Below are 12,515 nucleotides of genomic sequence, written 5' to 3'. Positions count from 1 at the left end.
GTCGCCAAGCCCCTTGTCATTGAAAATCCGTCCGGCGACATAATGGAAACGAGCGTTTCCGCTCATCCCCCGGGCGGTAAACCATGGCCGCGGCAATATTTCGGCGATGCCCAGACAAATGGGCTATGCCTCTGTCATGACAGATGATGGCCTTTATTTATATGTAAAAGCAAAAATACCTGGGGTTTAGAAACCCTTGGTATTTTATTCAAAAAGAAGACATCCTTTCATTTCGGCTGGGAACTGTCGCATGCGGATGAGGCCGCTTCTGAATGACCCATTCAGCTATCGCGACATTCAGCACAATTGCCCCATAAACGCCTATCGTGTAGCTCACCTCATATATCAAGCCGAATCCGCTATGACATACAAAGGTGATCAAATGAATGAACAGATTGGTAAAGCAGAATAAATAACTGCGGATCATCCACTTCCGGTGCTTGTCAAACTGCTTTCGCCTGGCCTGGAATACGGAAACGACCGTAGCCGCAGGCCAATACATGTTCACCAAATTAAAGGCTATGCTCACGATTCTCCCGCCCGTGGAATGGGGCGCCATATAGCCTGACGACAGCGTCACAATCATCACGCAAACGACATAGATGTAGCCGTTAAACCGGTGAAACTTGCGGCTGCTTGTCAGTCGTTTTCCAGAGAAATTGACAGCTCCGCTCAGCATTGCCAAACAGGCGGCAATCACGTGGACGTACATGACGCCAAGCCAGACCGGGAGATAAAACGAGTCGCGCAGATTTGTTTTATGGCTTAAAAAGGCTGTTGAATTCGGATCATAAATGAAATTTTTAAACACGGTATACAGTATATATATCATGATCAGCATTGCCGAACATATCGTGACTCTTTTTTTACTCAGCTTTTGTTCCTCCCTTGAAGCTGTGTTCTGACTAATAGGCAACTCGTATTGGCAAACCGCATCGGTCAGCCCGAACCGTCGAGTCCCTTTTTTAGGATACACCAATTGGGTTAGGATGCAACGGCGAAAAAGTTACAATTTTCCTCCATACTTCATTCCCGTCCGCATAGTTTTGCTCACTGAGATGAAGATGAAAAAACGCGAAAAGCGTGAACAAATCCATCCGATACCACTGCTCCTCTCTCTATGATCAGCAAAAAATAAATTCGGTTTATGAATCCCCTTTCATTTCATTCTGTCATAAATCCCTTCAAATTTTAGTGTTATAATAGAAGATAAAACATACGGGAGCTAGGTTAACATAATAAAGAAATTTAATTGGAGGCACACTGAAATTGACAGACGACATAACAAGAGACAGTGGTCGGCATGACCAAAAACTGTCCAGAGGTTTATCAAACAGGCATGTACAACTGATGGCCATCGGCGGGGCAATCGGAACAGGGCTGTTTCTCGGCTCGGGAAAATCGATCCATTTTGCCGGACCGTCGATATTATTTGCTTACTTGATCACAGGAATCATTTGCTTTTTAATTATGCGTTCGCTTGGAGAATTGCTCTTGAGCAATTTGAAATACCACTCTTTTGTTGACTTTGTAAGAGAATATTTAGGCGATACGGCGGCTTTTATCACCGGGTGGACCTACTGGTTTTGCTGGATTTCACTCGCGATGGCCGACTTGACGGCAGTAGGAGTCTATACCCAGTACTGGTTTCCGAACATCCCGCAGTGGCTGCCCGGCTTTATCGCCCTGATTATTTTGCTGATCATGAACCTGGCAACCGTAAAACTTTTTGGAGAAATGGAATTTTGGTTCGCGCTCATCAAAGTCATCGCGATCCTGGCCCTGATTGCGATCGGTCTTTTTATGATTATAAGCGGCTTTTCGACGCATTCAGGTGCTGCAAGCTTCGCAAATCTTTGGAGCCACGGCGGCATGTTTCCAAATGGACTGCACGGGTTTCTCCTTTCGTTCCAGATGGTTGTCTTTGCATTTGTAGGGATTGAACTTGTAGGACTGACAGCAGGCGAAACCAAAAACCCGGTGAAAGTGATTCCTAAAGCAATCAACAATATCCCGATCAGGGTTTTGCTTTTCTATATCGGCGCTCTATTTGTGATTATGTGCATCTATCCGTGGGACGTCATCAATCCTAGCGAAAGCCCGTTTGTCCAAGTTTTCGCAGCGGTCGGGATTGTTGCCGCTGCCACCATCATCAATTTTGTCGTACTGACATCGGCGGCTTCAGCTAGCAACAGCGCCATATTCAGTACAAGCCGGATGGTATATTCGCTGGCTAAAGAAGATAATGCGCCCGGGTCAATGACAAAATTGACTTCCCGTAAAGTACCGAGCAATGCATTGTTCTTTTCAGCCGTCGTGATTCTTATTGGCGTTTCTTTAAACTATATCATACCAGAGGAAGTATTCACGCTGATCACCAGTATTTCTACCATATGTTTCATTTTCATATGGGGAATTACAGTTATTTGCCATTTGAAATACCGCAGAACAAGACCGGATTTGGCGAAATCGAACACATTTAAGATGCCGCTTTATCCATTTACTAATTACCTGATTCTTGCTTTCCTGGCGTTCATTTTGATTGTGCTTGGACTGGCGACAGATACCCGTGTTTCCTTATTTGTCACCCCGGTATGGTTTATTTTGCTGATTGTGATTTATAAGATGCGGAAAAGAAAGGAACATCAAGTGCATTAACAAAGAGCACATTTTAAAGCCTTGAGAGAAAAACTGTTTTCTCTCAAGGCTTTTATATTTTTTCGAAAAACACAACCTGACAACAGCTGGAACCTCTATTTTCCATATTCGTATAAAAAAGCGGAGGTGGAAAAGTGAAACAGAAAAAAAGAGAACGGCTTGCAAATTTGTTTAATGTATTGGGCGAAAGAAATCATATCAATGCGGCGGTATTAGTTGCGGAGGACGGCGACATTATCTATCAAAACTCCTTCGGTTATGCAAACCTGCCGGAAAAACGTTTATTACAGGATCATTCATTATTTGAATTAGCATCTCTATCGAAGCCCTTTACTGCCTTGGGGGTCCTTCAATTAGCACAGCAAGGGGCAGTGAATGTCGAAGATGAAGTAGAGCGGTGGATTCCGGGATTTCCCTATCAAGGTGTAACGATTCACCATTTATTGACGCATACGTCAGGCCTGCCTGATTATATGGAATGGTTTCACAAATATTGGGATCATAGCAGGATCGCCGTAAACCAGGATATTGTTGATATGCTGATGAATCATCAGCCGCCAGGCTATTTTGCCCCGGGTGAAGGCTGGCTGTACAGCAATACAGGATACGTACTATTGGCGGTTATTATTGAAAAAGCATCCAGCCTGAGTTTTCCGGACTTCATGAAAAAAAACATCTTCGGTCCGGTGAATATGCAGAGCACAAGGGTGTACAACAGAAGGCTTCAGCCTGAAACCATTGACGATTATGCGTTTGGATATGTGTATGATATCCATAAAGGACAGTATATTCTGCCTGATGAACTTGAAGAAACCGAATATGTCTACTACCTTGATGGGATACAAGGGGACGGAACCGTAAACTCAACCATTCGGGATTTATATGTGTTCGACCAGGCTTTATATACAGACAGCTTGATCATTCAAGCTTCCAAAGAGCTTGCATTTTCTCCCGTACGTCTGAAAAACGGAGAGACCGTAGATTACGGGTGCGGCTGGTTGCTTCAGAACAGTCCTGAAAAAGGGCGGATCGTCAGTCACAGCGGAGGCTGGCCCGGCTATTCGACTAAAATGATCCGATATATCGATCAACAGAAAACGTTCATTTACTTGAGCAATGTGGAACAGAATGATGAATATGAACAGGCCATTTTTGAAGCCGTGGACAATATCCTGTTTGATCAGGCTTACGTCATACCTGAGCGTCATGCAGATAAAAAGAAAAAAGAGATCGATCCGGCCATTTACAGCCGGTATATCGGCAGCTATTCATTTCCAGATGGAACCATCGCTTATGTAACGGTTGAAAATGAACGGCTTTATATACAAATCACCGGACAAGCTCGTTTTGAGATATTTCCATCCTCGGACACACGTTTTTTTCTCCGGTCATTGTCTGTTGAAATAGAATTTATTTTGGAAGGTGGAACTGTCACTCGCTTTACCATATACCAGAATGGGGCAGTGGAAGAAGTGATGCGGATATTTGAGGAATGACCAACCGGAGAAATTGGAATTTTAGCGGGGACAGGTCCAAAACCGCTCTCCCTATTTTCAGAACAGGTGATGTTCTGCTGCCAGAAACTTTTATAGCGATATGAAAATAAGGGCTTCATCATGAGAAGCCCTCTTTTATTTAGAAAATCAATTGTTTGTAGCTTTTTTCCCGCCATCAAGGTCGGTTCGGATTATTTCCATTGGGCAATTTTAGCGACCGGAAGACGGTATGAAGCATATCCTTCGTCAGCAGCTTTTCCAATCGACAGAAGCATGACCGGTACATAGCGCTCTTTTTCCAAACCGAAGGCTTCAGCAATGTTTTCTTTGTCATAGCCGCCAATCGGGTTTGTGTCGTAGCCGTGTGCGCGGGCTGTCAGCATAAGCTGCATGGAGACAAGGCCGGCGTCAATCAGAATGGTTTCCCGGTTTACTTGGGCCGGAAGTTTTTCAAAATGCGCCGTCAAAGCTTTTATTTGTCTGTCTTTTACTTCTTGCGGCATGTAGCCAAGTTCAACGGCTTTTGAATAAATCTCTTCTAAATAATCTGCATTGTTCATGTCAGCAAATACAGCAATCACGGCAGATGAAGTAGCGACCTGTGTTTGGTTAAATTGAGCAAGCCCCGCGAGCTTTTCTTTGCCTTCCGGGCTGTCGATGACAAGAAAACGCCATGGCTGCGCATTGACTGAAGATGGCGCTGTCGTCGCTTCCTCTAATATTTCGGCCATTTCTTCCTTGCTGATTTTGACTGCCGGATCATAGTTGCGTATGGACCGGCGCCCTTTCATGATTTCCATAAAATCGTTTGTTTTTAATGCAGTTCCCATGTGTAAACACTCCTCTTACGCTTTCATATTGTCTATATTTTTCTGCATCTGTGACAGCACATTCTTAAGCATACTGCATTCTTCTGCGCTGACACCGGCGAGCATTTCCTTTATGAAACGCTCCTTTTCTTTTTTGGAAGATTCGATTCGCGCCCGCCCCCGATCGGTCAAGCGAACAAGTATGATACGGTTGTCTTCAGGCTTCCTTCTTCTTGATACCATTCCTTTGGCTTCAAGCTGTTTCAAGTGTCTTGTGACGGCTGCGCCATCGAGATTCACCTTTTTTTGAAGGTCGCTTTGACTGATTTCATCTACGTGGAAGAGCAATGCGAGCAACTCCAGGCGAGATTGGCTGATGCCGGTGCATGCCTCAAACTTCGTGCCGATCACTTTGTTTAAGCATTGCAGCTGATATAAAATCTCGGCTTCTTGTGAACAACGCGTTGTCAAAACCCATCCCTTCTTTCTATTGAACAATTAATTGATGCATCAATTATTGATATATCAATAATATACAATCGGTTTGCTGTTTTTGCAAATGGTTTGCTTTTATTTTGGAACCTCTTCATACGGCAACAATGCAAAGGAGCCAAAGCCCTTGCATCTCTTCATGCGGCCGTTAGAACTGAACCTTCACGGTGTGAGCCAAAGTTTTATCTGTGATCAAAAGCAATCAGAACGATCGGAAATGACCTGATATCAAGACACTCCGGTATCAGACTCATTCACCGAATGTAGCACCAGTTCAACAAAAGCCTCTACAGCCGGCAGCTGCCATTTTTTCTTTTTGATTAACAAATGGGAATAAAGCGGATCAAGCTCTTCGGAATGGCAAAGGATTTTCAGCTTACCGCTCTCCACTTCTTCTTTGACTGTCATATAGGGTAAAACAGCAAATCCAAGTCCGCTCATAACCATTTGTTTAATCGCTTCGATACTCCATAACTCCATTGTTTGAAAGTGACGGATGTCATGCTTGATAAGATACCGTTCAAACATGGACCGATAGCTGCAGCCTTCTTCATTTGTGATAAAAAAATGTTTGCTGTTCTGTTTTTTATATTCATCAAAATGATCCGGTCCATCATGACTTCCTACAAGGACAATCTTCTCCTCGGTTAAAGTATAGTGAATGCACTTTTCTGGTTTTATTTCCGGATAGACCATAAAAGCGATATCGACACGTCCGCTTAACAGGTCAACCTGGTTTTGTCCGCATGTTCCGTTGCTTAATACGATGTTCACATAAGGATATCTCAATGAAAATTCCCTGATGATTGGTCCAAGTCTGGAAATGGTTAATGACTCGGGTGCAGCCACTTTTAATGCGCCCTTGATCTCTTGAGCGCTTTTCATATTCTTAATCTGATCGTGAGCAGAAAGCAAATCTTCCGCTAAAGGGATTAATTCCCTGCCTAAATGAGTCAGCTTTAAATTCCTTCTTTCATACGTAAATAACGCGCCGCCGATCTCATGCTCAAGCGCCTGGATATGAGTGGTTATCGTGGATTGCGTATAGCCCAGCTTAGCAGCAGCTCCTGTATAGCTGCCCATTTCGACAATGGCCTGAAACGTGATAAGATGTCTAATTTCCATGCAATTTCTCCTCAAATGTATGATGTATCGAAAAAATCGATAATGCTTTTTTATATTTCAATTTTATTTATAGATATCATTATCATACAATAAAAGCTGCCCACTATGACATAAGCAAATGAAGGTGATTCAATGAGTATCATAGCTTTTCTTTCGTATGTGATTTTAACATCAATTACGCCTGGTCCAAGCAACATCTTAATGATGAATGAAGCGCAGAGGTTCGGCTTTATCGGTTCATGGCGTTTCAATAGCGGCATTTTGTCGGGGTTTGCGGTGCTTGGGATTTTCAGCGGGGTATTTACGATTGGTCTATACAATTGGATTCCTGTTGCAGAGCCTTACTTTAAAATAGCCGGTGCGGTATATCTGCTTTATTTGGCCTGGCAAATCGGTTTATCTAAAAGGTCAAAGAATGATTCTGGACATGTCCATTCTTCCTTCTTATCAGGATTCATATTTCAAATAATAAATATCAAGAGCATTTTGTTCTTCTTAACATTGATGAGTGCTTTTATATTGCCGTTTCATCATTCTATGAAATCGATTATTTTTTATTTAGCGTTAGCCATTTTTCTGGGCTGGCTGGCGCTGCTTTTATGGTCGGGGTTCGGCGCTGTTTTTAAAAAGCTGTTTGCGAAGCATGATCAGGCATTTCGGGTCATCATGTGCTTGCTGCTCATTTACTCTGCGGTAAGTATTTTTCTATAAACCTTCTTTTAAGCCCCTTTGCCTTTTCAGTAATCAGCCTGGCAAACAGGATTTCAAATGTATGCAGTCGAATTTCTTTACATTGTATAGAGGAGGAAACGTACATGATCAAACGACTTGACCATTTTGTGTTAACCGTGAAAAACCTTCAGGAAACGATAAACTTTTACACATGTGTTTTGGGAATGGAATAAGAAACGTTTGGTTCAGGCCGAAAAGCATTGCGTTTCGGCAATCAAAAAATAAATTTGCATGAGGCCGGCAATGAATTCGATCCCAAAGCAAAACACCCGTTGCCTGGATCTGCGGATTTGTGCTTTATTTCTGACGAAACGATAGATCATATCATCGGGCATCTAAGAAAAAACAACGTCAGCATTGAGGAAGGGCCTGTCAGAAGAACCGGTGCGCTCGGCCCGATTGTATCTGTTTATATGAGAGATCCAGATCAGAACCTCATTGAAATATCACAGTATCTGTAGAAAGAAAATGCTCCCGCTTCATTCTTCGTTTAACAGACCTTTCGCCGCGATTTTAGACAGCAAAAAATACCAAGGGTTCAAAACCCTTGGTATTTCTGTGATGCGGCGGTTTCGTCCACTATATTACGCAATACGTCTTTTTCGCATCAAACTCATCATATAACCGCCAAGCCCGCCTATAACAGCAGGAAGGAGCCAGCCTAAACCTATGCTGTAGAATGGAAGAAAATGAGTGAAGACATCATGAATGACTTCGACTTTTATTCCTCCGGCATTTAAGCCATCAAACAAGCTCACGATAAATGTTAAGATTAAGCTGCCTTGATAGACCTCTGACCTGCCTTTAAAGGCTGAATGCAAAAATGTTAGAAACATTAACGTAATCGCGATTGGATACATCGTCATTAAAACCGGGAGTGAAATGTTAATCAGCTGTGTCAGTCCTAAATTAGCAACCACTGCACTAAATATGGACAACGCAATCGCCAGATTTCTGTAAGAAACCCCCGGAAACAATTGATGAAAAAATGAAGCGCAGGCAGTGATAAGCCCCACACTTGTGGTCAAACACGCCACGGTAATCATTAATCCTAATAAGATCGCGCCATAAGAACCAAAATAATATTCTGACACTTTCGCCAACACTTCAGCCCCATTTTCAAACCGGCCTAATTTTTCAACGCTCGAGGCACCCATATAAGCAAGCGCAGAATAAAGAAAGGCTAAGAGTGTCGCAGCGATAATTGCTGCTTTTACGCAAACAGCCAAGACTTGTTTTCTATCTGTAGTACCTTTTTCTTTAATAGCCTTCACAATAATAATCCCAAACACAAATGCCACAAGCGCATCCAATGTTAAATAGCCTTCTTGAAACCCTTTAAAAAATTCATGTGCCGAATACTCTTTTGAAGGCGATTGAAAAGAACCGATTGGGTTGAAAATTGCTACAATTACAAGTATTCCTATAAAAGTCAATTTAATCGGCGTTAACACTTTTCCGACAATATCAACGATTTTGGCGGGATTAAGTGAAAGTAAACATGCAATTGTATAAAATATAACCGTAAATATAATTAAAGGGACATGTCCCGGATCATGAGATAAAAAAGGTTTAACCCCAATCTCAAACGACACACTCCCCGATCTCGGTATCGCAAAAAAAGGACCGATCGCCAGATACAGAACGACGGTAAACACCAGCCCGAATAATGGATGCACACGGCCCGCTAAAGATTGAAGATCATTTTTTCCCGAAAACACAAACGCTGTAATGCCGAGCAGCGGCAATCCAACTCCAGTGACTAAAAAGCCTGCATTAGCCGTCCATAAATTTGTTCCGGCTAATTGACCAAGCATCGGTGGGAAAATTAAATTTCCTGCTCCGAAAAATAGCGCGAATAACATTAGACCTATAATAATTACAAAAGATAACGGAATTTTTTGTCCCACTAGTAATCCTCCGATGTGTAAATAATATCTGTAATGTTAGCTATGTAGTATATAGAATGCAGTTATTACATATTAAAATTCCACTCCTGCTTTTTCTTTATTACCCTCGGCCCAGAAAATCAGAGGTTCATTAACTAACTCATTATAACATCCTTAACCAAACTTTAAACGTTTCAAAAAATTGAATTTCGCTATATATTCCGAATAATTTAAAAAGAGGTTGATTTTTCCTTTATAGGAAATTATCAATTTTGTTATTTGCATAAAAAGCTGACCGAAAAGCAACCGTTCGAGTATAACATAAATGAGAGCAAAACATAAAAAAACCAAGGACATCAAATCCCTTGGTATCTCGGGAATGCGGCAGAGAGGCTGATGAATCAAGTCTATGATTGAAAACGGCTATATAAGATGTTCCCAGATCCCGCATCTATTCTGGCAGCCGAATTCCTTTAAACGCATTCATCACCAAATCATGCACATAGGAATCGTTCACCTCGTCCCCGGTTATAAGCAGTCGATAGAAAATCGGTCCGTAAATGAGATCTATGCTCACTTCAATATCAAGATTCTCTCGCAATTCTCCTGTCTGAATTCCCTTCTCTAAAAGACCCTTAGCTTGGAGGCGGCGAGGCTGGAAAAATCGTGCGCGATATTCTTCTGCCAATTTTGCATCCAACTGTCCTGCACCTATTAATTCCGTAATAACGGTTCCTTCCCGGCTTGTCAAAAACCTTGCTAAATTCGTGGCATGGGTTAATATGTCATTTACTGCCGATCCTGTATCAGGCACAGGCAATCTGTCCGTAGCGGTCGACAGAAAGCTGTCCATTATAACGGCAGCCTTGTTAGACCACCATTTATAAATCGTTGCTTTACTCACTTTAGCACGCTCTGCAATTTTATCGACTGTCACCGCATCAAAGCCATTTTCCAGCAATAGTTCATAGGCTGCAGAAAGAATCGCCTTATGCGTTCCCTCATCACGCGGCCGCCCTCGTTTACTCTGCACATGAATCATTCCTTCCCAAAATATAAACTATACGTTTAGTGTACTTAATGTGAGTAAAAAAGAAAATAGAAAAAAACCATTTACAAAACTGAACGTTTAGTATATTATTTCCCTATAAATAAAACTAAACGTTTAGTTTACAAAATAACCTGAGAGGAGTCTTCATCTATTGAATCCATGGAAAGGAGATTAATCAGCGAAACAAATCATGGCTAAATCTTAAAATCATTAAACAAGGAGCTTAATCATGGCTAATTTAAACACACACACAACTAATAAGAGGATTTCACCCAGTTTAACCGTTCTTCTCGCAACTTCATGCGGTATCATTGTCGCTAATCTTTACTATGCACAACCCTTGGTCGGATTAATTAGTAAGGCCATTGGACTTTCTCCTAGCAGTGCTGGATTGATTGTCACACTCACCCAGATTGGATATGTTGCCGGCTTACTATTTCTCGTCCCTTTGGGAGATATTATCGAAAACAAAAAACTTGTCGTTGTATCGCTCCTTCTAAGCGCAGCGGCTCTGACTGCAACAGCATTTGTGAAACATGGAACACTGTTTTTAGCAGCTGCGTTTTTGATCGGGTTGGGATCGATCGCAGCCCAAGTGCTCGTACCATTCGCATCATACCTTGCCTCAGACGCTGCACGCGGTCGTGTTGTCGGCAATGTCATGAGCGGCCTATTACTCGGTATCATGCTTTCCCGTCCGATATCCAGTCTAGTCGCTGATATCTGGGGGTGGAATGCAATATTTGCTTTGTCCGCGGCGGTTAGTGCTGTCCTGGCAATCGTATTATCAAAAGTGCTCCCTGCCAGAAAACCAACAGCAAACACAAACTATACTGCCTTACTGGGTTCAATGTGGAAGTTGCTGCGCACGACTCCAGTCTTACGCCGTCGTGCCGTCTATCATGCGTTTGTATTTGGAGCTTTCAGCTTGTTCTGGACTACTGTTCCATTATTATTGTCCAGTCCTGCTTTTCATTTTTCGCAAAAGGCAATAGCACTATACGCACTTGTGGGCATTGCAGGTGCAGTAGCTGCGCCAATAGGCGGCCGTCTGGCTGATCGCGGCTTGACCCGGCTTGCCACTGGAATAGCTCTCGGTGTTGTCATCGCTTCTTTATTACTGCCGCTAGTAATTCAGAGCAGCTCCCCCGTCGGAATAGCAGTTCTAGTGGTCGCAGCTATTCTGTTAGATATGGGCGTATCTGCAAATCTTGTGCTCAGCCAACGTGCCATTTTTTCGTTGGCACCAGAAATTCGCAGTCGGTTGAACGGATTATTCATGGCAATCTTCTTTCTAGGCGGGGCTATAGGATCGTCAATTGGAGGGTGGGCATACGCCTCAGGCGGATGGGGTACAACATTATGGATTGGCATCGCTTTTCCGGTCATAGCTTTGCTTTATTTCGCCACAGAAAAATAGTCTTTCACCAAAAATAAGCAGTCAGGTACAAGCTGATCGCTTATTTTTGGTGTATTTTTCTTTTTTCTCGGTAAGTCAACATCCCTTGGCGTAAATTTCCTATCATTGAATCGGAGCGGTTTGCTGAACAAGAAAAATCCTGTGTGATGATAACAGGATTTTCGACGATTTTTTTATAAATTAAATCTATTCACTTTCTAGTTGCTTCAGATAGTTACGCAGGCGAACCTTAGGGTTTAATTCTATATTTGTAATATGTTCTACATACCGACTCGCACTTTGGGCGATTTCTTGGTCACTGATTTTATTGGCGCGATATTCGGCAAAGGAAGGCAGATAGGCCATGCCTACTAAACTGGCAGACGCCTGGAACGGCTTTGTCAGTTCGCTTATTGAAAATAAGTTATATCCGCCGGCTTGATAAGAATGTTCAGGTGAACCGATGGACATGGCCGTCACCCACTCTTTTCCTTTCAATTTCGTTCCGCCGGGGCCATGAGCCCAACCAAAAGTAAACACCTCATCAAACCACTGTTTTAAAAGCGGGGGACTGCTGTACCAGTATAATGGAAATTGAAAAACAATACGATCATGGGCAAGAAGCAATTGTTGTTCATATTCCACATCAATCGGTTGATGGCGATATTTTTCATAAAGATCATGGACAGTTATTCCCGGTTCACTTAAAACCGCTTCTTTCCACTTTTTGTTGATTCGAGAAGCTTCGATGTTCGGATGTACTACGATTACTAGTGTTTTCATATGAATCATTCCTTTCATTTCTTTGATGTGACATCATTATATGATGTATATTAAAATATAAAAAGTACGCACATTAATTGT

Annotated in this window: 11 protein-coding genes and 1 pseudogene; 5 read left to right on the top strand and 7 right to left on the bottom strand. The window is 42.5% G+C overall.

Annotated features, from left to right (window positions below; translation table 11 throughout):
- Positions 1 to 208: 208 nt before the first annotated feature.
- The gene (locus BTR1S_RS18200; RefSeq protein ID WP_029418998.1) at positions 209 to 841 is read right to left on the bottom strand and encodes a DUF2306 domain-containing protein; all 633 of its coding nucleotides are present in this window, start codon (positions 839 to 841) and stop codon (positions 209 to 211) included.
- Between the two features lie 428 nt (positions 842 to 1,269).
- Here BTR1S_RS18200 and BTR1S_RS18195 point away from each other — a divergent pair, with 428 nt between their 5' ends.
- The gene (locus tag BTR1S_RS18195) at positions 1,270 to 2,658 is read left to right on the top strand and encodes an amino acid permease (protein ID WP_029418997.1); all 1,389 of its coding nucleotides are present in this window, start codon (positions 1,270 to 1,272) and stop codon (positions 2,656 to 2,658) included.
- 134 nt (positions 2,659 to 2,792) lie between these two features.
- Entirely contained in the window at positions 2,793 to 4,154 is a 1,362-nt protein-coding gene (locus BTR1S_RS18190; protein ID WP_029418996.1) for a serine hydrolase, read from the top strand.
- Positions 4,155 to 4,345: 191 nt separating this feature from the next.
- On the opposite strand, the gene BTR1S_RS18185 is transcribed toward BTR1S_RS18190, so the two are convergent.
- From BTR1S_RS18185 to BTR1S_RS18175, 3 genes are all read right to left on the bottom strand, one after another.
- Positions 4,346 to 4,984 (bottom strand): nitroreductase family protein, encoded by a 639-nt coding sequence (locus BTR1S_RS18185; RefSeq protein WP_006638826.1) that lies wholly within the window; start codon positions 4,982 to 4,984, stop codon positions 4,346 to 4,348.
- Between the two features lie 15 nt (positions 4,985 to 4,999).
- Positions 5,000 to 5,461 carry a MarR family transcriptional regulator gene (locus BTR1S_RS18180; protein ID WP_373870236.1) on the bottom strand — a complete coding sequence of 154 codons (462 nt, stop codon included), beginning with the start codon at positions 5,459 to 5,461 and terminating at the stop codon, positions 5,000 to 5,002.
- A 222-nt stretch (positions 5,462 to 5,683) separates the two neighbouring features.
- The gene (locus BTR1S_RS18175; protein ID WP_006638824.1) at positions 5,684 to 6,580 is read right to left on the bottom strand and encodes a LysR family transcriptional regulator; all 897 of its coding nucleotides are present in this window, start codon (positions 6,578 to 6,580) and stop codon (positions 5,684 to 5,686) included.
- 132 nt (positions 6,581 to 6,712) lie between these two features.
- Here BTR1S_RS18175 and BTR1S_RS18170 point away from each other — a divergent pair, with 132 nt between their 5' ends.
- Positions 6,713 to 7,291: a LysE family translocator gene (locus tag BTR1S_RS18170; protein WP_029418995.1), complete on the top strand. Its 579-nt coding sequence runs from the start codon at positions 6,713 to 6,715 to the stop codon at positions 7,289 to 7,291.
- A 104-nt stretch (positions 7,292 to 7,395) separates the two neighbouring features.
- A pseudogene (locus BTR1S_RS18160) lies at positions 7,396 to 7,773 on the top strand (VOC family protein).
- Between the two features lie 123 nt (positions 7,774 to 7,896).
- Here the strand turns inward: BTR1S_RS18160 and brnQ are convergent.
- Positions 7,897 to 9,222 (bottom strand): branched-chain amino acid transport system II carrier protein, encoded by a 1,326-nt coding sequence (brnQ, locus tag BTR1S_RS18155; protein WP_006638821.1) that lies wholly within the window; start codon positions 9,220 to 9,222, stop codon positions 7,897 to 7,899.
- Between the two features lie 430 nt (positions 9,223 to 9,652).
- On the bottom strand, positions 9,653 to 10,234 hold the full coding sequence (locus tag BTR1S_RS18150; RefSeq protein WP_006638820.1) for a TetR/AcrR family transcriptional regulator: 582 nt from the start codon (positions 10,232 to 10,234) through the stop codon (positions 9,653 to 9,655).
- A gap of 247 nt (positions 10,235 to 10,481) precedes the next feature.
- Between BTR1S_RS18150 and BTR1S_RS18145 the strand changes: the two genes are divergently transcribed.
- Positions 10,482 to 11,672, top strand: a complete 1,191-nt coding sequence (locus tag BTR1S_RS18145) for an MFS transporter (protein WP_006638819.1) — start codon at positions 10,482 to 10,484, stop codon at positions 11,670 to 11,672.
- Between the two features lie 186 nt (positions 11,673 to 11,858).
- Here the strand turns inward: BTR1S_RS18145 and BTR1S_RS18140 are convergent, their stop codons facing one another.
- Positions 11,859 to 12,443: an NAD(P)H-dependent oxidoreductase gene (locus tag BTR1S_RS18140; RefSeq protein ID WP_081723739.1), complete on the bottom strand. Its 585-nt coding sequence runs from the start codon at positions 12,441 to 12,443 to the stop codon at positions 11,859 to 11,861.
- Positions 12,444 to 12,515: the final 72 nt, after the last annotated feature.

Origin of the sequence: Bacillus sonorensis NBRC 101234 = KCTC 13918 (assembly GCF_001592005.1) — a bacterium.
Taxonomy (GTDB): domain Bacteria; phylum Bacillota; class Bacilli; order Bacillales; family Bacillaceae; genus Bacillus; species Bacillus sonorensis.
This window is presented reverse-complemented; position numbering and strand designations above follow the sequence as displayed.